A 21444-nucleotide genomic window follows, 5' to 3' on the forward strand; every position below is an offset into this window, starting at 1 on the left:
CACCAGCTATTAAAAAAGTAGCACTCACCCTGGCCACTACGCCAACTAACGCACCACTACCATGGCGCCCCTGCAAACCGCAGCACCAAAAAATCCAGCAGCGCTCGCACCGCCGGCGACAGGTGCCTGCGCGAGGTGTACAGCGCGTGGATGGTCATCACCGGCAGGCTCCACGCGGGCAGCACGGCCTGCAGTTCGCCGCTGTGCAGATAGGGGTTGACCAGGTAGGTGGGCTGCAGTGCGATGCCGCCGCCCGCCAAGGCGGCGCGCATCAGCGTGGTGGCCTCGTTGGCGCTGAAGGGGCTGGTCACGCCCACGCGGGCGACCTCGTCGCCGCGGGTGAGCTGCCACACGCTTTTGCCAAAGTTGGCGTAGCTCAAACAACGGTGGCGGGTCAGGTCGGCGGGCTCCTGGGGCGTGCCGTGTGCCGCCAGGTAGGCGGGCGATGCCACCAGCGCCGAATCGCAGCGCGCCAGCGGCCGGCCAATGAGCAGCGGGTCGGGCTCGGCACTGATGCGGATCGCCAGGTCGATGCGGCGCTCCACCAGGTTCAGCGAGCCCTCGCTCGCGTCCAGGTCGATCTTGAGCTGCGGGTGTTGCGCCAAGAAGTCAGCAATCGCCGCGCCCATCTGCGCATACGCAAACGACACGCTGCAGGTGATGCGCAGTTGCCCGCGCAGCTCGCCTTCAGTGGTGGTGGCGGTTTCTTCTTCCAGGTCCTGGGTCAGCGCCAGCATCTGCTGGCAGCGGCGCAGCGCCAGTTCACCGGCATCGGTCAGCGTCACGCTGCGGGTGGTGCGCTGCAGCAGCCGCGCCTGCAGCCACTGCTCCATCTCGCCCACATAGCGCGTGACCATGGCGCGCGACATCTCCAGCCGGTCTGCCGTGGCGCTGAAGCTGCCGCTGGTGGCCACTTCCACAAACACCCGCATGGCGGTCAGACGGTCCATATTTGCTCTATTGGTGCAACAAATATGCGCATTTTATGGGGTTTATTGGATCGATTGGTGCAAATAAACTTCATTCCGTCATTAACGCAAACCCCTTCAAACCCTGGAGAAACCGCCATGTTCCGCACCACCCTCATCGCCGCCACCCTGTCCCTTGCCTTTGCTGGCGCCCACGCCGCCCAGCCCCTGCAGATCAAGGTTTACAACGCCGACGGCAACAGCTTCAACGTCAACTCCACGCTGGTGTACGGCGAGAAGGAGGCCATGGTCATCGACGCCGGCTTCACCCGTGCCGACGCACTGCGCATTGCCGCCAACGTGTTCGACAGCGGCAAGGAGCTCAAGACCATCTACGTGAGCCAGGCCGACCCCGACTATTACTTCGGCGTGGAAACGCTCAAGGAATTTTTCCCCAAGGCTGAGGTGGTAACCACCCCCGCCGTGCTGGAGAAGATCAACGCCAAGCTCGCCGGCAAGCTCGCCTTCTGGGGCCCCAAGATGGGTGCCAATGCACCGCGCACGCCTGTGCTGCCCAAGGCCATCAGCGGCAACACCCTCACGGTGGACGGCCAGACGGTCGAGATCCGTGGCACCACCGGCCTGCTGGCGCACCGCCCTTATGCGTGGATTCCTTCGGTGAAGGCCGTGGTGGGCAATATCGGCGTGTTCGGCAACCTGCATGTGTGGACGGCCGACACCCAGACCGTGGCTGAGCGCAGCGCCTGGATCGCCCAGCTTGACGAAATGGCTGCCCTGCAGCCCACCGTGGTGGTGCCCGGCCACATGCTGCCCGGCACCACGCTGGACGTGACAGCGGTGACCTACACCAAGGGCTACCTGCAAGCGTTTGAGAAGAATGCCGCCGCCACCAAGACGGGCGCCGAACTCATCGACGCGATGAAGAAGGCCTACCCTGCAGCGCCCATGGGCCTGTCGCTGGACATCGGCGCCAAGGTGAACAAGGGCGAGATGAAGTGGTAAGCCCGTAGTCAACAGCAACCCTCACTGGAGTCAAGAATGAAACCGTTCAAAGTGTTCCTCGTCGCTGCATCGCTGGCCGCAGTTTTCTCTGCCAATGCGTTTGCCCAGACCAACAAGGAAATCGTCGTGGCCGGCATGAAGGGCCTGTTCATCACGCGCGATGCTTCGGTCATCGACAAATACTGGTCCCCCAACTACATCCAGCACAACCCTGCGGTGCCAAACGGGTCCGAGGTTCTGAAGGGGTGGGTCGGCAGCCTGCCGCCCGACTTCAAGTACGAGCCCGGCATGGTGGTGGCCGAAGGTGACTTCGTCATGATGCACGGCCGCTACGCGGGCATGGGCCCCAAGGTCATGATTGGCGTCGATATCTTCCGCCTGGCCAACGGGAAAATTGTGGAGCACTGGGACGTCTTGCAAGAAGAAACGGTCAAGACGGTCAGTGGCAACCCCATGTTCACCAACCCCCAAAAGTGATCGGACACCAGATCGTGCCAACCCACCCCCTTCAACCCGTCCTGGACCACCTGCACGCCGGGCGCTGGAACGCGGCGCACGATCTGGTGCAACACGACGGCTCCATGCTCGCCGCCTGGCTCCACGGCATCCTGCACCTGCAAGAGGGTGATCTGGAAGATGCCGAGAACTGGTACGACCGTGCAGGCCGCCACTTCCGCAGCCGGGGCACCCTCGCCGAAGAGCTGGCGCTTTTCGAGGCCGCGCTGGCTTCATCCTCACCCCCTGACGTTGAAAGACCCTGATCCATGCCCTCCATGCCCACCACGGTGACCTATCTGTTCGACCCCTTGTGCGGTTGGTGCTACGCCGCCGCGCCGGCGCTGCAATACCTGCAAGGCGTGGATGGCGTGCACGTCTCGCTGGCGCCCACGGGGCTGTTTGCGGGCGCCGGGGCGCGGCCCATGGATGCGCAGTTCGCTGCGTACGCCTGGTCCAATGACCAGCGCATCCAGCAGCTCACAGGCCAGCCCTTCACGCAGGCCTACCGCGACCAAATTCTGGGTGCTGCGTCCGGCCGCTTTGATTCAGGCCCTGCCACCCTCGCGCTGACCGCCGTGGCGCAGACTGCGCCTGAAAGTGAACTGGAAGCCTTGCACGCATTGCAGCACGCACGTTATGTGGAAGGCCGCGACACGGCAGAACCCGAGGTGCTGGCGGACCTGTTGCGGGCTTTGGGCCTGGCGGATGCCGCAGCGTTGACGCACGCAGCCACTGCCGCGCTGCACAACCTGGTGGCCGAACGCATCGCCAGCGCCCAAGCAACGCTGCGCGCCGTGGGCGCCCGGGGCGTGCCGCAATTGGTGGTGGCGGGGCCGGGCGGTGCGCTGCGGTTGATCGGGGGCGATGCGCTGCTGGGGCCGCGCGAAAAGCTGCTGGAGCACATCCTGGCGGCCTGACGCCGTGGATGACCGGCGGCGGCGCTCAGGCCTTGGGTAGCAGTTCGCCCCGCCGCCCTAGTGTCCGCACCACCTGTTCGTACATCGCATCCACAGCCGGTGAGCGCAGCGACACCTTGCTGCGCAGCACTGCCACATTCATCGAAGCCAGCGGCGGAAGGTCAAACTCCGCGGGCAGGTTCTGCAAGATTTGCAGATGGGCTGGCGCGCTGCACCGCGTGAGCACCGCCACCGCCAAACCGCTCTCCACCGCAGCCAGCTGGCCCGCCAGGCTGGAGCTGTGGTACACGATGCGGTAGGCTCGGCGCCGCGTGTCCAGTGCCGCCAGGGTGGCCTGTCGGGCCATGCTGGCCGATTCGTACACCGCAATCGGCAGCGGGTCACGCCGCCACGCTTCAAACTGCGCAGCCCCCACCCACACCAGCGGCTCTTCAAACAAAAAATGCCCCCGCTGCGGCTTGTCGCGCGAGACGAGGGCCAGGTCCAGCTCGCCGCGCACCACGCGTGGGATGAGCGAGGTCGATTGCTCGCAGGTCAACTCAATCTCCACGCCCTGGTACCGGTGCGAAAAGCTGCGCAGCACCGGTGTGAGGTAGGTCGATGCGTAGTCGTCCGGCACCCCCAGCCGCACCCGGCCCGCCAGCTGCGGGCCGAACAGCGCCGCGTGCGCCTCGGCCTGCAGATCGAGCACGCGGCGCGCGTACGACAGCAGCTCGGCCCCGGCGGGTGTCACCTCCAGATGGCGCGGCCCGCGCAGCAGCACTGGGCGGCCTAGTGCGGCCTCCAGCTTCTTGATCTGCATGCTGACCGCCGACTGCGAACGGTGCACCAGCGGCGCCGCGCGCGAGAGCGAGCCCGCGTCCACCACGGCCACAAAGGCGCGCAGCCAGTCAATCTGGAAATCGGGGTAGTTCATCGCGTCAGCTCTCTGGTTTTGTGTTGGCAAAACCTGTCGGGATAAAAATTCGTTTATCGAATGGTATCTGTTCGAACTATGCGCTTTACACCAGTGTGCCAATCTTCGAGCATCGACGGCATGAACCAGAAAGCCAGTGCCGCCACGCCCTCATCTCTTGCCGCGCCTATCCCCTCCACAGTGCCCGCCAGTACCCGCGAGCGGGACGGCCAGTGGTTGCTCATCGCCGGCGGCGTGCTGCTGGGCACCATCGGTGTTTTTGTGGAAGAGGCGGGCCAGCATCCGCTGGTCACCGTGTGGTTCCGCTGCGCATTCGGTGCGCTGGCGCTGCTGGCCTGGTGCCTAGCCACGGGCCGGGGGCGTCAATTGCTCTTGAACGGGCGAGCGCGCTGGGTGGCCTGCGCCACGGGCGTGCTCATGGTGATGAACTGGGCGCTGTTCTTTGCAGCCATCCCGCGCACATCCATCGCCGTGGCCACGGTGATCTTCCACATCCAGCCCATCTGGGTCATCGTGTTCGGCGCGCTCTTCCTGCGCGAGGCCGTCTCGCCCACGCAGTGGCTGGCCACCCTGGCCGCGCTGGGCGGGCTGGTGCTAACCACAGGGCTGCTGGACGGCTCCGCAGCCGCCGCAGCGGCCAGCAGCAGCGGCGGTTACATGGCCGGCGTGCTGATGTGCCTGGGCGGCTCGCTCTGCTATGCGGGTGTCACGCTGCTCGCCAACACGCAGAAAACCATCAGCCCCTTTGCGATGGCGTTTTGGCAGTGCCTGGTGGGCGCGGTGGCGCTGGTGTGGGCCCCCTTCGCGCTAGGCTGGCCGCAGCAGGGCGCCGCGTGGGCCTGGCTGCTGGGGCTGGGCGTGGTGCACACGGGGCTGGCTTACGTGGTGCTGTTTGCCGGCATGGCGCGCCTGGGGCTGGGGCGCATTGCGGTGCTGCAGTTTGTGTACCCGCTCACGGCGGTGCTGGTCGATTGGTGCGTGTATGGGCGCACGCTGAGCGCCGTGCAACTGGGCGGCGTGGCACTGATGGCCGCAGCGCTGTGGACCCTCCGGCGGCCGGGCGTGGTGCCGCTGGCCCGGTCTGGCTGATGTCTTGCGCGGGCTGCAGCTCAGCCTTTTGCTTCGTCCGTCTTGCGCATGTCGGCGTGGCGATGGATCAGCTTCCACTCGCCCCCTTCAAGGCGGAAGACCTCTGTCGTGCGCAACTGCATCGGCACGCGCTCTTCCTGGCCCTCCGTCCGCACGTCGGCGTGCTGCACCCCGGTCCAGAACGCCAGGGTGCCGCTGCTGGCGCTTTGCATGACTTCGAACTGCCCCGTGCTTCCCTTGCGAAAGCGCAGTGCGCCCTGGTGCTGGGCAGCAGACACCTCGCCGGCGCTTTGCACGGTGGTGCCATTGGGCGGGAAGAACGTGGCGGGGTCGTGCTGCGTGGCGATGCCGTCGAGCGGCTCGGGGTTGCCATTGATGTAGTCGTTGGAGATCCGTTCGCGCGTGCGCAGGAACTCTCGAAACGAGACGGTAGGCCGATCGGGGAAGTCATTGCGTGCATTCATAGGTGGTGCTCCTTATGGCAGCCCCGGCGCCGGAACAGCGTTGAGCGTGGTCCCGGTGGGTGCGTACCCTGGCTTACGCCAGCCTAGTGCGCGTGCCACCGCGGGATGTAGGAGGTGCGGCTTGCGTGGCGTCGGAAGGGGGCGGCGTTCTGCCGCGCAGCCTAGGGGTGGCCTGCATAACCCTCGCGAGGCCGCGCTGTCACAGACCGCAGGGAGTTATGCAGGCCATCGCTAGGGACCCTCTGCATGAATCATCGCGCCGTGTGCATCTGCGGTCTCGGGCGGTCTGCGGCGTTGCAAATACTCGCAATAGCTACGGCTATTGCTGCGTTTTGCGCCTTGCAGCCCCTCCCGATCCACAGCGCCCACTTGCCGCTCGATTCGTGCAGAGGATCCCTAGGGCTGGGTGGTTGACGTCGGGTCAGCACCGTCGCCCACCGTGGCCCCTCTGCTACGGCACAAACACCACCGACCGCTCGGCGCACTCCGCCTCCCCGGGCGGCTTCCACAGGTCGCTGGCCAGCTCAAAGATAAGCGGAGGCACCACCATCGAGAACGTCTCTCCCTGCTCGGCATTGCGCCGCAACACGCGCTCGCGGCGCACCTCGCGCGGTGCGTCGAGCACGTACACCACCATGGCGTCGGCCCACGGCCCCATGCGCGCATAGAAGGCGTCGCGCTGGTGCTGCTGGATCAGGCCCACCTCCAGCACCACATCGCCGCCGGCGGCCAGCACGGCTTCGGCGGTTTTCCAGATCTGCTCCAGGCAGCGCAGGGTGCGGGGGATGTACCAGGCCATCACGTCCCCGGTATCGGGCCGGTCGGGCGAAAACAGCGTGGCCATCCAGTCGTCCAGATTGAGCGCCACGGCGCGGTGCTGCTGCACCAGTTGGCGAACCAAGGTGGACTTGCCTGCGCCCACCGGGCCGATGACCAGGTGAATGCGGGGGGAGGTGCCGGCCATGGTGGAAGGGGCGGCGTGTGTCGAAGCGGTGTGCATGAAAAAAGGCTCCAGAAATGCAAAAAGCCCTCTCTGCAAGCAGGGAGAGCTTTCCATAGGGCGGACGAAAAAAAGCCCTCAACGGTGGTGGAGGGCTTTGCGGTTCGCTCCAACCCCAAAGGTCAGATGCGAGGTTGGCAGTGTAGGTGGCCGGCGCTGGCTGCGTCAACCCACGGGCCACGTGGGGACGACGAATTCCAGCCTGCCCTCAGGGTGCTCTGGCTGCCACGATGTGCCGCTGAAAGAACGCCAGCACCTGGGCATTGAAAGTCTGGTGAAAAGCCACCCGGTCAAACCCCGCTGCATCGCGGCAGATTGCTGGCATCGCTTCCACCAGTGCTGGCGGGCAGGGCGCCAGAAAGGCGAAGTGCCCCGCGTTGGCTGCCACGTGCCAGTCCGGCGCGCTGGGCAGGCCCTGGCGCACCGTCTCCACACTCTGGGGCGTCACGCCATCGCCACCCAACGCCGAGGCCCACAGCTGGACCGGGATGCCGACCTGCCCCAGCCCCTTGGCATCAAACACGCTCAAGGGGTCGACGATGACGGCCGCCCGAATGCGTGCGTCCCGCGCGGGCGGGGCGGGCAGTTCTTTGCGACGGATCTCGCCGCACAGGGGCCGCGACGACTCGGGCGGGCACAGGTCCTGCCGCAACGTCCAGTCCGGCACGGCACCGATGGTGACAAGGCCCGTGTAGCCGCCGCGCGAAAAGCCGAACAGGCCGACCTTGCTGGCGTCCAGCTGGGCATGGCGGTGCCACGCGCCCAGCATGTAGTCCGTCAGCCGCTTCATGTCCACGGGCCGCGTGGCAAAGGCCGACAGGTGGCCCTGGCGGCTCAGGTCCTGAAAGTTGTCGCCCGGGTGGCTGATGGCGGCCACCACATAGCCCGCATCGGCCAGCGTGGCCGCCGTGTCGTGGTGCCCCAGGGCCGAGCCGCCCGTGCCGTGCGACATGACGATCAATGGCAGGCCTTGGCCGGTGAGGGGGCAGTCCCGCGTGCCTTGCAGCACCAGGGGCGCCAGCTCGATGCGGCCCGGCGGCGCGCTGCAGGGCGACCATACGGCGCCGCGCAGCGCGGGCCCGTCCTTGTCTGCAGGCACCTCGATAAAGGCAAAGCCCGCAGCGTGGGCCAGGGTGGTGGCGCAGCAGAGCGCTGCGGGCAAAAGGGAACGAAAGAGCCAGCGAAAACGGGTCATAGGGATGGGGTGGGGCGGATGGGAATCAGCAGATCGGTGCGCAGGTCCGCCTGCGCGGCGTTGCGGGGGGAGTTGAGGTAGTGCTCCAGCGTGGGGCGGTCGTCCGGCTCATAGCCGCTGGCCGGGAGCCAGCGTGTGTGGATGGCCGCCAGTGCCGCATTGATGCGCGTGTACGGGCCGGTGAGCGTGTGGCGCGCATACAGGCCTGCCGGGATGTCCAGTAGTTCCAGCCCGCCATCTGCCGCCGGGATCGGTTCTGGCAGCACCACCGCCGCGTAGTAGCGAAAACCGCCGCCCGTGTCCTGCGGGTCTCCGCACGATGCGCCCAGCCGGTGGGTTGCACGCTGGCCGCACTGCAGGTACAGCCGCCGCTGCGTGTGGGGGATGGTGGATGGTGGCCCCTGGTGGCGCAGCGCATGCAGGCGCTGTGCTGGGCGCTCGACGATCTGCACGGCCAGCGTGTGCTCAGTCCTTCCATCCGCGTGTCCGGCGCCTGGATCGAGGATGAGGCGGTGCATGTCCCGCTGGAACGCCCGTGGCGATTGCCCGGTGAACTGGCTGAATGCGCGGGTGAAGGCCTGCGGGCTGTCGTAGCCCACCTCCAGCGCCACCTGGGTGATGCTCTGCCCGCCTTGCTCCAGCAGCCGCGTGGCCAGGGCCAGCCGCACGCGGCGCACCGTGGCGGCCACGGTTTCGCCCGCAATGCTGCTGTAGACACGGTGGAAGTGGAAAGGGGAAAAGTGGGCAATGGCGGCCAGATCCTCCAGCCGATGCGCTGCCAGCGGGTGCGCCACGATGTGGGCGATCACGCGGGCCACGCGTTCGCGGTAGTGCTGATCGGCGCTCTGGTCCAGGCTCATGGCCGCAGAGTGTGCCGCAGCTTGCGCGCCGGTACTTAGCCGATCTTGCTACTTTGTGGCCTGGTGCCGCAGCTAGTCACTGCCCAAACACCATCGCCTGGTGCGCCCCCACGCCCGCCAGCACGCCTTCGGCCGACGCCAGCGTGGCGTTGTGCCGCATCAGCGTGGCATCGCCCGCCGCGTACACACCCGGCACCGTGGTCATCTTGTTGGCATCGGTGCGGATGCACGGGCCCATGGGGCCCTCGTCCAGCGCACAGCCCAGTTGTTCTGCCAGCGGGCTGGCGGGGCTTGTGGTGGCGGCCACGTACAAAGCGTCAATCGGCACCAGGCGGCCATCGGCGCCGCCATTGGCCACCAGGCGCACACCGCTCAACGCCCGATCAGGCCCTTCCAGCCCAGCAATGCGCGCAGGCTCCACCGCAATGCCCAGCGCCAGCAGCCGCGTGCGCTCGCTGTCCTCCAGCGTGGTTTCACCATTCAGGAAAAGGGTGGTCGGGCCCCAGTCGGCAATCAGCTGCGCGTGCATGCCGGACTGCGGCGAGTGGTACAGCACGCCCAGCCGCTGGCCCGCAAACTCATAGCCGTGGCAATACGGGCAGTGCAGCACGCTAGCGCCCCAGCGCTCGCGCAGGCCTGCAATGTCGGGCAGACCATCCTTCACGCCAAAGGCCAGCACCAGCTTGCGGGTGGTCAATGGGGTCAGTGCACCGGCGCCATCGTCCAGCACCACGTCAAAACCAGACGCTGTTGATGCACCAGCGTCTGGCTTTGACGTGGCCGACACCACCGTGCCCTGGCGCAGCGTGACCGTGGGGTAGGCCAGCAGCTTGCGGCGCGCCTGCTCGATCATCGCCAGCGGCGGCTCGCCGTCTTGCCCAAAGAAGCCGTGCGACGCGGCGGCAAACCGGTTGCGCGGCTTGCCTGCGTCCACCACACACACGCGCCGCCGCGCCCGCGCCAGTTGCATCGCGGCCGACAGGCCCGCAAAGCTGCCGCCAATCACGATGGCGTCGTGGTCATAAGTGTTCATGTGAAAAGTCCTTGTGCGCGTGGCCCCTGGCCACCATGCGTTCATGAAACTGGGCAGACAACTGCGCCAGCGTGACCTCGCCCAGCCGCGTGAGCAGCACCTGCTCCGCCGCTTCAAAGGCATCTGAAAGGGCGGCGTTCACCGCTTGCTCAACCGCGCAGCCAGGGCTCTCCACCCTGTTGCCCACCGCCAGCAACGTGGGCGCGCCCAGCGCTTCATGGATGTCGCGCAGCGTGATGTCCGCCAGCGGGCACGACAGCACCCACCCCCCGCCGTGCCCCTTGGCCGATGAGACAAAACCCGCATACCGCAGCCCCGCCATCAGGCGGCGGACCACGACAGGGTTGGTCTGCATGGCCTGCGCCAGCGATTCAGACGTGGCGGGGCCATCCATCTCTGCCATGTGCAGCAGCGCGTGGAGGACGTTGGAAAGGCGGCTATCTCGTTTCATGCAACATTCAAAGTTGCGTGATGTTAGCATGTGACCAGAAGCAGCGCTGGTGGACTCACGGATAACTACTGAATTGATAGCTGCTAGCGCTTGTTGAATAAGCGCTAGAGGCCGATTTGAATTAATTTTTGGCCCATCTCGCCCACCCCCACCCGTTCGGGTTGAGCCTGTCGAAACCCTCCGCTGACCTGGCAACCCCATCGGACAGCCCCACCGCAAAACGCCGTACCCATCCCACGCCACACCACCCCATGACCCATCCCCCCACTTCCCCCTTCACCGACCCCGCCGCCGTCGCCCGCTACGCCGAAGGCCCCCGACGCAACGTGCCCGGCTACGACAGCCTGCTGCCCATGGTCCGCATCCTGCTGGCCGAGCGCGTGCCCCCCGACGGCCGCGTGCTGGTGGTGGGCGCGGGCGGCGGGCTGGAGCTGGAAGACATGGCGCGGGCGCACCCCGGCTGGCGGTTCGACGGCGTGGACCCGAGTCAGCCCATGCTGGACTTGGCCGCGCAGCGGCTGCAGAGCGCGGGCGTGTCAGGCGACCGCGTGGCGCTGCACCGCGGCTATGTGCAGAGCGCACCGGCCGGGCCGTTCGATGGCGCGACGTGCCTGCTGACCTTTCACTTTGTGCCGCGCGAGGAGCGTGCGGCCATGGTGGCCGAGATCCGGCGGCGGCTGAAGCCTGGGGCGCCGTTCGTCGCGGTGCATCTGAGCGTGGCCGATGGTGATGCTGGCGATGACGGCGATGACGGCGATGACGGCGATGACGGCGGGGCAGGCGGGGCAGGGGAGCGCGACCTGTGGCTGGCGCTATGCGGCATTTCAGGTGGCGTCTGGCATGGCGCCTGAGATGGCAGACCGGGGGCGGGCCAAGGTGGCTGCGGAGCTGGCGGTGCTGACGCCGCAGCAGGACGAGGCGATCCTGCGCGAGGCCGGGTTCGGCGATGTGCGGATGTTTTACATGGGGTTTGCGTTCAGGGGTTGGGTGGCAACGGCTTCCCATCAAGGCGGCGCCCAATGGCTCGAACCCGTTCGCGCTGAGCTTGTCGAAGCGCCGCGCAAGGCTTCGACAGGCTCAGCCCGAACGGTTGTTTCAATCCAGTGATGCCGATGCGAACAGTGATCGGTAGTCAGTGATCGCTGGAAGCGGGCAGTGCTTGGAACGCATAGGCACCGCGCCTGGCTGATCTCCAAGTCGGCTTGCTGCAGTACCGGGCCAGCAGCCCCCGTACCAGCCAGCCGGTGTCGCACAAAAGCCCCTCAACGCACAGGCGCCAACGCCCACCGGTCCTTCGACGCCTTCACCAGAAAATCAATCACCGCCTTCACCCTGGCCGCATTGCGTCGGCCCGGTGACGACACCGCGTACAGCGTGTGCACCGTGCCGGACGCAAAAGGCGCAAGCACCTCCACCAACCGGCCTTGCGCCGCATCGGCCGCCGCGAGCGGGCTGGACAACATGCCGATCCCCGCGCCGCTCACCAGTGCGTGGTGCACCAAGGCCGAACTGCTGGCGGCCAGGCGCGAGCGCACGGTCACCTCCAGCGGCTTGCCTTGTGCGTTGCGAAACGCCCAGGTCATCGCCGGCCCCTGCGCGGTGTGCGTGACGGTGTGGTGCTGCTGCAGATCGCTGGGGTCGGCGGGCGTGCCGTGCAGGCGCAAATACTCCGGGGCCGCGTACAGGCGCCGCTCAAACCGGCCCAGCTCGCGTGCTACCACCAGGTCGCTGTGGCCCACGGTGGTGCGCAGCGCCACGTCGATGCCTTCGGTCACCAAGTCGGCCACGCGGTCGTCGGCCAGCAGTTCCACCCGCAGCGCGGGGTAGCGCGCCTGCAGGTCTGCCAGATGGGGCAACACCAGCGCTTCGCAGATTTCCTGGCTGGAGGCCAGGCGCAAGGTGCCCGCCACGCGGCTGCGCTGGTCCGACAGCGATGCAGAGATGTCCTCCAGCTGCGCCAGCAAGGCACGCGCTTCCTGCGCCAGCTCTGCGCCCTCGGGCGTGGCCGACAGGCCATGCGTGGACCGGCGCAGCAGGCGCACGCCGTACCCAGCCTCCAGCCGGTCCACACCGCGCGCGACGACCGACACCGCCACATCCATTTCGCGCGCCGCTGCAGAAAACGAGCGCAGGTCGAGCGAACGCACCAGCCACCGCAGGTCGGCTGGATCGGGGAGGAAGAAAGCGTTTTTCATCGAGCGCGCCTTTGCGTGCGGAGCAAAAGCCATTATCGCCACGGGCGGTTTCCGTGGCGCGGCGCAATTTCTACAGTGAAGGCTCGTTCAACCCCATGCATTCAACAGGAGCCCTTCATGCCCATCCTCAACGTCAAAGTGTCCGCCCAACGCACGCCCGAACTGTCTGCCCGCATTGCAGAAACCCTGCTGGACCTGACCACCCGCGTGCTCGGCAAGCGGCGCGACCTCACCGCCGTGGTCATCACCTTTGTCGACCCGGCCGACTGGTACATCGCCGGCCGGTCGTTGGCCGATCTGAAACAGTCGAGCTTCTACTTCGACGTCAAGGTGGTGGACGAGACCAACACCAAGGCCGAGAAGGCGCGCTACATCGCCGAGGCGTTTGAAGCCTTCGAGGGCCTGCTGGGCACCTTGCACCCCGAGAGCTACGTCTACGTGCAGGACGTTCGCGCCGCCGCGTACGGCTTTGGCGGCCGCACGCAGGAGTACCGCCACCAGCATCCCGAGCAATAAGCAAGCAATCAAGCAATCCACCAATAACTACCCAGGAGCACCGACATGACGATGACGACAACGAACAACCACCTTGCCTGTGTGATCGTGGCCCGGGCGCTGGAGCGCGCGGGCCTGGCGGACTGGATTCCTGAAGGCGAAGGCAAGTGGTCCCTGCCCATTCAGTTCTTGCCCGACGATGCCGGGTGGGTCGAGCTAATGCGCCTGTCGCCCGGCACGCGGCTGGGCCTGCACCGGCACACGGGCGAAGTGCACGCCCTGACGCTGGCGGGCGAGCGCCGCCTGAACGATGGCCGCGTGGTGCGGCCGGGCGACTACATCCACGAGCCCGCTGGCAATGTGGACTGGTGGGAGGCGACAGGCACCGAAGAGCTGCTGGTGCATGTGGTGGTCAAGGGCAGCGTGGAATACCTGGGGCCGCACCACACGGTGTTGCAGCGGATTACCACGGCTGATCGGCGGGCGGACTATCACCGTTGGTGCGAAGCGGTGGGCGTGGTGCCGCGTGATCTGCGCTAGGGACCTGGCTGGGCGGGGCACGCAAGGCAGCGCAAGCAAGCACATGTTCCGCAGAAATGTGATTAAAAACAGGCTCTAGCGCTTGTTGGTAAAGCGCTTGCAGCTATAAAAATAAGAGCATACCCCTCACGCCCCACCACCGCGTGCTGGCGGCGGGCTGGAGCTGGGAGCCATGGCGCGGGTGCACCCCGGCTGCAGTTCGATGGCGTGGACCCTAGCCAGCCGATGCTGGGTTTTGCGGCACAGCTGCAGGCGCTGGCGGCCAAGGCGGTGTAGGGGAGCCCGATCTGTGGCTGTCGCGCTATGCAGCGTTTCTGGTGGTATCCAGCGTGCGACCACGGCGTGGGACAAGATGGCAGCGGAGCTGGCTGTGCTGACGCCGGGGGAGGATGAGGCGATTCTTCGCGAGGCTGGGTTCAGCGATGTGCGGATGTTTGTATGAGTTTCGCGTTTAGCGGGTGGGTAGCTTTGGGACATAAAACTAATGGAAAAATGTGGTTTTTCCACCAAAACGACGGGAATGCCGGTGAAAGCTGTGGATTGGAAGGTGTAACACGATTGCATCCTCAGTAACATGTTCACCGGAGGGGCGGGTTCAGGCTGCGAAAGCGGCGATTCTGATAATTAACGGTTTTCCGTTGGGACTTTGGTCCCTGGTCCTGCGAAGGGCGATTTACTTACTTCCAACTCTCGCCTCTCCACCTAATTATGCAAAATTTTGATGACGTATGGTTTACCTTTAAGGCTCGCGTTGCTGCAGAGTTGCGACTGAAAAATAATGATGTTCATTCGCAAATATTGCTGGTTTGGTACGCGTTGGTTTCCTCTGCGGCGAGTATTGTTGCAGTGAGATATGAGAAATTCGCTGGTCCTGATACAGATATCTACACGGCAATATTGTCCGTTGCCCTTCTTGTAATTTCAATGCTGGTCGCGAATAGAGATTATCGAGGCAGAGCGCTGCAGTTAAGGGCTAATCATATTGCTTTGAAAAAATTGCATGATGACTTGAAGTCTGGGCTAGTCAGTGTTGCTGATAAGCCAGCAATGTATTCGAAACTCCTTGCTGAGTGTGAAAATCATTCGTCTTATGATGATCGGTATTTTCGTGTTTTAAATAGAGCGGGGCTGACAACAAGAATTCCGACTCGGTCGGATTACTTTTTTATGTTGTCTGTTTGTTCTTTTAGAGTTGTATTTTTGCTTGTTCTTTACATTCTGCCATTTACTGCGTTCTATATTCAAAGTGTCAAAAATTAATGCGGCGAAAAAATTTAGAGAATTCTTCTCTGAATCGGAAGTTAAGCGTGTCTTTGATGCCAAAATTCTTGGGTCGCGGACCATGGGTTTGGATAGGGTGGACTCAAATAATTTCGAGTCGAAGTTGGCCGCAGAAGTAGAGCTGGTGTCTAGGAAAGTGCTTCTGGGTAAATATACTTTTACCAAGTATAAAGAAAAATTGATTTCAAAAGGATTTGGAAAAAATCCCCGCCAATTGTCAATTCCGACCATTCGAGATAGGCTGACGCTCAAGATAATATGTGATTACTTGTTCTGCATATTTCCTGAGGCTAAGCCGGTTCTGCCGCAGGAGAGCGTGTTGAAAATTCGAGATGCGGTTGATTCTGGGGCTTATAAATATTTCATCAAAATAGATTTGCAGGATTTTTACCCTTCTATTGATCACGCTCTTCTTTACTCTAAGTTATACAAGAGGGCGAGGCTAGAGGAGTTTAAAAAATTGATCAGTTCCGCAGTGGAAAATCCGACGGTTGCGGAAAGTAGTGTGCATAAATTCGTCCCATCGAAGAAAGGCATCGCTCAAGGTCTTTCAATTTCGAATGTGCTGGCTGAGATATTTATGCTGGATGTTGGGCGAAAAATATCTGAAAAATACCCCGTCTTCTTCAGATTTGTAGATGATATAGTTGTCTTGACTAATGATGATCCGGTTGATGCATGTCAGCAGATATGCAAAATATTAACTTCGGAAAAGCTGAAGCCCCATCCTCTAGATGCACCCGGCTCAAAGACTCAAACAGGTATGGTCGCTGATGGGATTGAATTTTTAGGCTATTCGATCAAGCCGGAGAAAATTTCTGTCAAGAAAAGTGGGTTGGTTAATTTTGAATCTGCATTGGTTGGGGTTTTTGCCGACTACAAGCATCGTCTCAGAAGGGCTAAAACCAATGTAGAGAAGGACGCGGTTTTGGCACGATTTAGGTGGGGTCTCAATTTAAAAATAACAGGTTGTATATATAAAAATCAAAGATTTGGTTGGGTTTTTTATTATTCTCAAATCAATGATTTAGGCGTTTTGCGCCGCATTGATCACACTGTATCTCATTTGTGTAAGCGATTCGGTATTGTTAGTCCGCCGAATCCCAAGCGTGCTCTTAAAGCATTTTATGAGTCCAAGAGAGTCGATAAAAATAGTCACTGGTACATACCAAACTATGATGATATGCCGATTCCTAAAGTCAGAGTTTTTTTAAATGAGGTGGGAGTGGATTTGGCGGGCCTCAATGATGTGGATGTGGCGTTGGTTTTTCATAAGCTAGTCCGGCGTGCTACGCGAAGCCTCGAAAAGGATATCGCGAGCGTTTCTTAACTTGCTTGCCAGATCGTGCAAATGTTTCTGAGCACGTGTTATTGAACGTCGTTGCCATATATCAAAAACGTGTTCCAACATAATTCATCACGGGAGATTGCTTTGGTCTGAATTGGGTCAAAGTTCAGTCTTGCCCGGCCAAAGTAGACCGCATAGCATCCCTGTCAAGCGCCCACCCCCATGAGGTGCTGCACAAGAACATGACAGGAGACAAGCCTTGCCATCCACCCGCTGGAGTCACTGCGGCGCCGAAGACCTGGACGTCTTGCAGACCATCTTCTGGTCCGCCGGCGCGTCGCGCAATGCGCTCGCGCAGCGCTTGGCCTATTCCAAGAGCAAGGCCAACGCCATGGTCGCGGCGCTGCTGGACGAGGGCCTGCTCGACGAAGTGGGCCTGCAGGAATCCTCAGGCGGTCGGCGGGCCGAAACCCTGCGTTTGAGCGAAACCCTGGGCGTGGTCATTGGCGCCGACCTGGGCGCGACCAGCATGCAGGTGGCCATCATGCGGCCCGACATGACGGTGCTGGCGCGTCACCGCGAGCCCATCGATGTGCGCCAGGGGCCGGGCGTGATCCTGGCGCGGCTGCGCGGGTTGATGCGGGAGCTGATGGCGCGCTGCGGGCTGGCGGCGTCGCAGGTCATTGCCATCGGCATGGGCCTGCCGGGGCCGGTGGATTTTGAAAGCGGCCAGCTCGTCAATCCGCCGCTGATGCCCGACTGGGACGGCTTTTCGATCCGCGACTACCTGCGCGAGGCGTTTGCCGCGCCGGTGTTTGTGGACAACGACGTGAACCTGATGGCGCTGGGCGAGCTGTGGCGGCTGCAGCGCAATCTGCCCAACTTCCTCGTGATCAAGGTCGGCACGGGCATTGGCTGCGGCATCGTGTGCCACGGGCAGGTGTACCGGGGCGCCAATGGCTCGGCCGGCGACGTGGGCCACATCTGCGTGGACCAAAGCGGGCCGCGCTGCCACTGCGGCAACCAGGGCTGTGTGGAGGCCATGGCCGCCGCGCCCGCCATGGCGCGCATGGCGATGGAGGCCGTGGAGCGCGGCGAGAGCGCGATGCTGGCCGAGCGCCTGTTGGCCACCGGCACGCTGACCACCGAGGACGTGGCCCAGGCCAGCCGTGCGGGCGATGTGGCGGCCAACGCGATCATCCAGCGCGCGGGCAGCCTGGTGGGGCAGATGCTGGCGTCCATCGTGAATTTCTTCAACCCGTCGCATGTATTCATTGCGGGGCGGGTGACGGACATGGGGCCGCTGTTCCTCGCGTCGGTGCGGCAGAGCGTGTACCACCGGTCGCTGGCGCTGTCCACGCGGCACCTAGAGATCCAATACGCGCCGCTGGCCGACGATGCGGGCGTGGTGGGCGCGGGCGTGCTGGCCATGCAGGAAAGTTTGGCGCGGTCTTCTTCACGGCCGACCGCAGCGGTTGGCGTTGCAACGGCAGGAGCGATGCGATGAGTGTGGCCGTCGAGTTCCGCAATGTGACCAAGGAGTTTGGCCCGGTGCGCGTGCTGCACGGCGTGGGCTTTGCACTGCAGCCGGGCCGGGTGTACGGCCTGCTGGGCGAGAACGGCGCGGGCAAGTCCACGTTGATGAAGATTTTGGCCGGGTACGAGAGCCCCACCACCGGCGAGGTGGTGGTGGACGGCGCAGTGCGCGCCCCGGGCGGCGGATCGCGCGCGGCCGAGGCGCAGGGCATTGTGCTGATCCACCAAGAGTTCAACCTGGCGGACGACCTGACGATTGCGCAGAACATCTTCCTGGGCCATGAGATCAAGAAGGGCTTCTTTCTGCCGCCGGGCCGCCCCAAGGCAGAAAGCGGCCCCCTCGGGGGGCAGGGAGCGACACGCAGTGCGCGACCGTGGGGGTCATGGTTTCTGGACGACAAGGCGATGCGCGAGAAGACGCGCGAGGCGCTTGCCAAAGTGGGCTTGCCGCTGGACCCGGACACGCGGGTGCGCAAGCTCATCGTGGCCGAAAAGCAGCTGGTGGAGATTGCCCGCGCGCTGGCCCGCAATGCGCGCCTGCTCATCATGGACGAGCCCACCGCCACGCTGACCCCCGGAGAGACGGAGCGCCTGTTTGCGCTGATGGCCGGGCTGAAGGCTGCGGGCGTGACCATCATCTACATATCGCACAAGCTCGATGAAGTGGAGCGCACCACCGACGAGGTGGTGGTGATGCGCGACGGCTTGCTGGTGGCGCGCGAGCCCACGGCCAGCGTCACCCGGCGGCAGATGGCCAACCTGATGGTGGGCCGCGAGCTGGCGGATTTGTTCCCGCCCAAGCTGCCCGCGCCTGCGGGTGGAGAGCCCGCCATTAAGGTGCGTGGCCTCTCGGTGCCGGGCTGGGCCGAGGACGTGAGTTTTGAAGTGCGGCGCGGCGAGATTCTGGGCTTTGCCGGGCTGGTGGGCGCTGGCCGCACCGAGCTGTTTGAAGGCCTGCTGGGCCTGCGCCCGCGCTCGGCCGGCACGGTGGAACTGGCGGGCAAGCCGGTGAATTTGAAAAGCCCGCGCGATGCGGCGCGCCATGGCCTGACGTACCTGAGCGAAGACCGGAAAGGCAAGGGCCTGCACGTGCACTTTGCCCTGCGGCCCAACCTGACGCTGATGGCGCTGGAGCGCTATGCCAAGCCCTGGCTCGACCCGGCGGCCGAGCAGACCGCGCTGCGCGCTGCGGTGCAGGAGTTCGGCATCCGCACGGGGTCGCTGGACGTGCGCGCGTCGTCACTATCCGGCGGCAACCAGCAAAAGCTGGCGCTGGCCAAGGTGCTGCACCCCGGCCCCAGCGTGGTGGTGCTGGACGAGCCCACGCGCGGCGTGGACGTGGGCGCCAAGCGCGAGATTTATCACCTGGTGCAGCGCCTGGCAGAGCAGGGGCTGGCGGTGGTGGTGATTTCTTCCGAACTGATGGAGCTGATCGGCCTGTGCCACCGCGTGGCGGTGATGCGCGCCGGGCGGCTGCAGACCACGCTCCAAGAACCTAATTTGACCGAAGAGGAGTTGATCGCTCATGCCACAGGTACCCGCTGAAAACGCAACCACCGCAGCGGGCCGCCACGGCGGCGCCACGGCCTGGTGGGGCAAGCTGCACGGGCTGGGCCCGGTCATCGGGCTGGTGCTGCTGTGCATTGCAGGCACGCTGCTCAACAGCAACTTCGCCACTTACGACAACGTGATGAACGTGCTCACGCGCACGGCCTTCATCGGCATCATCGCGGTGGGCATGTGCTTTGTGATCATCTCGGGCGGCATCGACCTGTCGGTGGGGTCGATGGCGGCGCTGATTGCAGGCTCGGTCATCTTGTTCATGAACGCGATGGCCCCCGTGCTGGGCTCGCCCATGGCGGCCGTGGTGGTGGGCATGCTGCTGGCGGTGGTGCTGGGCGCGGTGTTCGGGCTGGTGCACGGCCTTCTCATCACCAAGGGGCGCATCGAGCCCTTCATCGTGACGCTGGGCACGCTCGGCATCTTCCGTGCGTACCTCACGTATTTCTCAAACGGCGGGGCCATCACGCTGGAGAACGATCTGTCGGACATCTACAGCCCGGTGTACTACGCCAACCTGCTGGGTGTGCCCATCCCCGTGTGGATCTTCTTGCTGGTGGCTGTCATCGGCGGCGTGATCCTGAACCGCACGGCCTATGGCCGCTATGTGCAGGCCATCGGCTCCAACGAGCAGGTGGCGCAGTACGCCGCGGTGGACGTGCACAAGATCAAGATCCTCACGTACATGCTGCTCGGGGTGTGCGTGGGCATTGCCACGCTGCTGTACGTGCCGCGCCTGGGCTCTGCATCGCCCACCACGGGGCTGCTGTGGGAGCTGGAGGCGATCGCTGCGGTGATCGTGGGCGGCACGGTGTTGAAGGGCGGGGCGGGCAGCATCACCGGCACGGTGGTGGGCGCGATCCTGCTGTCGGTCATCAGCAATATCTTGAACCTGACCAGCATCATCAGCGTGTACCTGAATGCGGCGGTGCAGGGGTTCGTGATCATTGCGGTGGCGTTCATGCAGCGCGGCAAACGGTGACGGAGTGGCCGGAACAACTCTCCTGGCGTTGTTGCTGCCCGCGCTTGTATTTCGTCGTGCTCATCGCACTGCCTGCGACACAGCGCCTAGCCAGGACCGCTTCGCTGAGTTTTCCAGCCACTCTTGACGTGAATTTATTTTTCGAGGTGTTCCCCAGTCGGCCAGGCTTTCATGGCCATTTTTCAGCAAAGCAACAGCAACAGGAGACAACGCATCATGAATAGCAAGACATCTACTTTCACCCGCCGCCTGGCCCTCTCGGCCGTGGGCGCCGCAGCAGCGCTGGCGCTGGCCGGCCCCGCCGTGGCGCAAGCCAACAAGACAGTGGTGGGCGTGGCCATTCCGTCGGCCACGCACGGCTTCACGGGCGGCATCGTGTACTGGGCCAACCAGGCCAAGAAGGACCTGGAGAAGGCCCACCCCGGCCTGCAGGTCATCGTGAAGACGGCAGGCGGCGCGCCCGAGCAGGCCAACCAGCTGCAGGACTTGGTCACGGTGAACAAGATCAACGCATTGGTCATCTTCCCGTTCGAATCGGCGGCGCTGACCAAGCCCGTGGCCCAGGTCAAGGCCAAGGGTGTGTACGTGACGGTGGTGGACCGCGGCCTGACCGACACCAGCGCGCAGGACGCGTATGTGGCCGGTGACAACACGGCGTTTGGCAAGATTCCGGCCGAGTACATCGCCAAGGCGCTGAACGGCAAGGGCAACGTGGTGGCCATGCGCGGCATTGCGACCACGCTGGACAACGAGCGCATGGACGCGTTCAACGCGGTGCTGAAGAACCACCCCGACATCAAGCTGTTGGACGCCAAGTACGCCAACTGGAACCGCGACGACGCCTTCAAGGTGATGCAGGACTACCTGACGCGCTTCCCGCAGATCGACGCGGTGTGGGCGGCCGACGACGACATGGCCGTGGGCGTGCTCAAGGCCATCGAGCAGGCCAAGCGCAAGGACATCAAGTTGGTGTTCGGCGGCGCGGGTGCCAAGGGCATGATCAAGACGCTGGCCGACGGCAGCAACCCGCTGATCCAGGCCAACGTGTCGTATAGCCCCAAGTTCATTTACGACTCGATCAAGCTCACGGCCGAGGCGCGCATCAAGGGCGAGAAGCTGCCTGCGACGACGATCATCCCGTCGGTGCTGATCACGAAGGAAAACGCCAAGAGCTTCTACTTCCCAGACTCGCCATTCTGATGGTGTTTTTGAG

The 21444-nt window shown here is 63.9% G+C and carries 24 protein-coding genes; 15 read left to right on the forward strand and 9 right to left on the reverse strand.

All coding sequences use genetic code 11. The features are described 5' to 3' along the window. Positions 1-56: 56 nt before the first annotated feature. A complete protein-coding gene (locus ARADN35_RS0108505) occupies positions 57-950 on the reverse strand; it encodes a LysR family transcriptional regulator (RefSeq protein ID WP_010461078.1) in 894 nt (297 codons plus the stop codon). A 117-nt stretch (positions 951-1067) separates the two neighbouring features. Here ARADN35_RS0108505 and ARADN35_RS0108510 point away from each other — a divergent pair, with 117 nt between their 5' ends. The 4 genes from ARADN35_RS0108510 to ARADN35_RS0108525 are packed head-to-tail and all read left to right on the forward strand — an operon-like array spanning position 1068 to position 3346. Then, positions 1068-1931, forward strand: a complete 864-nt coding sequence (locus tag ARADN35_RS0108510; RefSeq protein ID WP_010461079.1) for an MBL fold metallo-hydrolase — start codon at positions 1068-1070, stop codon at positions 1929-1931. Positions 1932-1967: 36 nt separating this feature from the next. Then, the gene (locus ARADN35_RS26080) at positions 1968-2408 is read left to right on the forward strand and encodes a nuclear transport factor 2 family protein (RefSeq protein ID WP_010461080.1); all 441 of its coding nucleotides are present in this window, start codon (positions 1968-1970) and stop codon (positions 2406-2408) included. 14 nt (positions 2409-2422) lie between these two features. Then, a complete protein-coding gene (locus ARADN35_RS0108520) occupies positions 2423-2692 on the forward strand; it encodes a hypothetical protein (RefSeq protein WP_181147533.1) in 270 nt (89 codons plus the stop codon). A 3-nt stretch (positions 2693-2695) separates the two neighbouring features. Beyond that, positions 2696-3346, forward strand: coding sequence for a DsbA family protein (locus ARADN35_RS0108525; protein WP_010461082.1), 651 nt, complete (start codon positions 2696-2698; stop codon positions 3344-3346). A 25-nt stretch (positions 3347-3371) separates the two neighbouring features. Here the strand turns inward: ARADN35_RS0108525 and ARADN35_RS0108530 are convergent, their stop codons facing one another. Beyond that, the gene (locus tag ARADN35_RS0108530; protein WP_010461083.1) at positions 3372-4262 is read right to left on the reverse strand and encodes a LysR family transcriptional regulator; all 891 of its coding nucleotides are present in this window, start codon (positions 4260-4262) and stop codon (positions 3372-3374) included. A 120-nt stretch (positions 4263-4382) separates the two neighbouring features. On the opposite strand from ARADN35_RS0108530, the gene ARADN35_RS0108535 reads away from it, so the two are divergent. Continuing rightward, positions 4383-5351 (forward strand): DMT family transporter, encoded by a 969-nt coding sequence (locus tag ARADN35_RS0108535; RefSeq protein ID WP_010461084.1) that lies wholly within the window; start codon positions 4383-4385, stop codon positions 5349-5351. 20 nt (positions 5352-5371) lie between these two features. Here the strand turns inward: ARADN35_RS0108535 and ARADN35_RS0108540 are convergent, their stop codons facing one another. The 6 genes from ARADN35_RS0108540 to ARADN35_RS0108565 all read right to left on the reverse strand — a co-directional run bounded on the left by ARADN35_RS0108540 (position 5372) and on the right by ARADN35_RS0108565 (position 10354). After that, on the reverse strand, positions 5372-5815 hold the full coding sequence (locus ARADN35_RS0108540) for a YybH family protein (protein ID WP_010461085.1): 444 nt from the start codon (positions 5813-5815) through the stop codon (positions 5372-5374). Positions 5816-6266: 451 nt separating this feature from the next. Next, positions 6267-6815, reverse strand: coding sequence for a P-loop nucleotide/nucleoside kinase family protein (locus ARADN35_RS0108545; RefSeq protein WP_050812487.1), 549 nt, complete (start codon positions 6813-6815; stop codon positions 6267-6269). Positions 6816-7023: 208 nt separating this feature from the next. Next, positions 7024-8010 carry an alpha/beta hydrolase family protein gene (locus ARADN35_RS0108550; RefSeq protein WP_010461087.1) on the reverse strand — a complete coding sequence of 329 codons (987 nt, stop codon included), beginning with the start codon at positions 8008-8010 and terminating at the stop codon, positions 7024-7026. Then, on the reverse strand, positions 8007-8870 hold the full coding sequence (locus ARADN35_RS0108555) for an AraC family transcriptional regulator (RefSeq protein WP_010461088.1): 864 nt from the start codon (positions 8868-8870) through the stop codon (positions 8007-8009). The genes ARADN35_RS0108550 and ARADN35_RS0108555 overlap by 4 nt, the downstream gene beginning before the upstream one ends. 76 nt (positions 8871-8946) lie before the next feature. Further along, the gene (locus tag ARADN35_RS0108560) at positions 8947-9903 is read right to left on the reverse strand and encodes an NAD(P)/FAD-dependent oxidoreductase (RefSeq protein ID WP_010461089.1); all 957 of its coding nucleotides are present in this window, start codon (positions 9901-9903) and stop codon (positions 8947-8949) included. Further along, complete coding sequence (locus ARADN35_RS0108565; protein WP_010461090.1) at positions 9890-10354, reverse strand: Rrf2 family transcriptional regulator; 465 nt, start codon at positions 10352-10354, stop codon at positions 9890-9892. Before ARADN35_RS0108565 ends, ARADN35_RS0108560 begins: the two co-directional genes overlap by 14 nt. 251 nt (positions 10355-10605) lie before the next feature. Between ARADN35_RS0108565 and ARADN35_RS26085 the strand changes: the two genes are divergently transcribed. Beyond that, positions 10606-11205: a class I SAM-dependent methyltransferase gene (locus ARADN35_RS26085; RefSeq protein WP_010461091.1), complete on the forward strand. Its 600-nt coding sequence runs from the start codon at positions 10606-10608 to the stop codon at positions 11203-11205. Then, positions 11195-11461 (forward strand): hypothetical protein, encoded by a 267-nt coding sequence (locus ARADN35_RS28745; RefSeq protein WP_010461092.1) that lies wholly within the window; start codon positions 11195-11197, stop codon positions 11459-11461. The genes ARADN35_RS26085 and ARADN35_RS28745 overlap by 11 nt, the downstream gene beginning before the upstream one ends. Before the next feature lie 155 nt (positions 11462-11616). Here ARADN35_RS28745 and ARADN35_RS0108575 read toward each other — a convergent pair whose 3' ends face one another. Further along, a complete protein-coding gene (locus ARADN35_RS0108575) occupies positions 11617-12549 on the reverse strand; it encodes a LysR family transcriptional regulator (RefSeq protein WP_010461093.1) in 933 nt (310 codons plus the stop codon). Positions 12550-12666: 117 nt separating this feature from the next. On the opposite strand from ARADN35_RS0108575, the gene ARADN35_RS0108580 reads away from it, so the two are divergent. The 8 genes from ARADN35_RS0108580 (at position 12667) to ARADN35_RS0108610 (ending at position 21431) form a co-directional block, all read left to right on the forward strand. Beyond that, positions 12667-13065: a tautomerase family protein gene (locus tag ARADN35_RS0108580; RefSeq protein ID WP_010461094.1), complete on the forward strand. Its 399-nt coding sequence runs from the start codon at positions 12667-12669 to the stop codon at positions 13063-13065. A gap of 45 nt (positions 13066-13110) precedes the next feature. Further along, positions 13111-13584: a cupin domain-containing protein gene (locus ARADN35_RS0108585; RefSeq protein WP_010461095.1), complete on the forward strand. Its 474-nt coding sequence runs from the start codon at positions 13111-13113 to the stop codon at positions 13582-13584. Between the two features lie 708 nt (positions 13585-14292). Next, a complete protein-coding gene (locus ARADN35_RS27865; protein WP_081474586.1) occupies positions 14293-14844 on the forward strand; it encodes an SLATT domain-containing protein in 552 nt (183 codons plus the stop codon). Continuing rightward, a complete protein-coding gene (locus ARADN35_RS27265) occupies positions 14831-16195 on the forward strand; it encodes a reverse transcriptase domain-containing protein (RefSeq protein WP_010461097.1) in 1365 nt (454 codons plus the stop codon). Before ARADN35_RS27865 ends, ARADN35_RS27265 begins: the two co-directional genes overlap by 14 nt. A 217-nt stretch (positions 16196-16412) precedes the next feature. Beyond that, entirely contained in the window at positions 16413-17660 is a 1248-nt protein-coding gene (locus ARADN35_RS0108595; protein ID WP_010461098.1) for an ROK family transcriptional regulator, read from the forward strand. Further along, positions 17657-19234, forward strand: coding sequence for a sugar ABC transporter ATP-binding protein (locus tag ARADN35_RS0108600; RefSeq protein WP_010461099.1), 1578 nt, complete (start codon positions 17657-17659; stop codon positions 19232-19234). The genes ARADN35_RS0108595 and ARADN35_RS0108600 overlap by 4 nt, the downstream gene beginning before the upstream one ends. Next, positions 19215-20231: an ABC transporter permease gene (locus ARADN35_RS0108605; RefSeq protein ID WP_010461100.1), complete on the forward strand. Its 1017-nt coding sequence runs from the start codon at positions 19215-19217 to the stop codon at positions 20229-20231. Before ARADN35_RS0108600 ends, ARADN35_RS0108605 begins: the two co-directional genes overlap by 20 nt. 216 nt (positions 20232-20447) lie before the next feature. Further along, the gene (locus ARADN35_RS0108610) at positions 20448-21431 is read left to right on the forward strand and encodes a substrate-binding domain-containing protein (protein ID WP_010461101.1); all 984 of its coding nucleotides are present in this window, start codon (positions 20448-20450) and stop codon (positions 21429-21431) included. Positions 21432-21444: the final 13 nt, after the last annotated feature.

The organism is Acidovorax radicis N35 (genome assembly GCF_000204195.1).
Taxonomy (GTDB): Bacteria; Pseudomonadota; Gammaproteobacteria; order Burkholderiales; family Burkholderiaceae_C; genus Acidovorax; species Acidovorax radicis.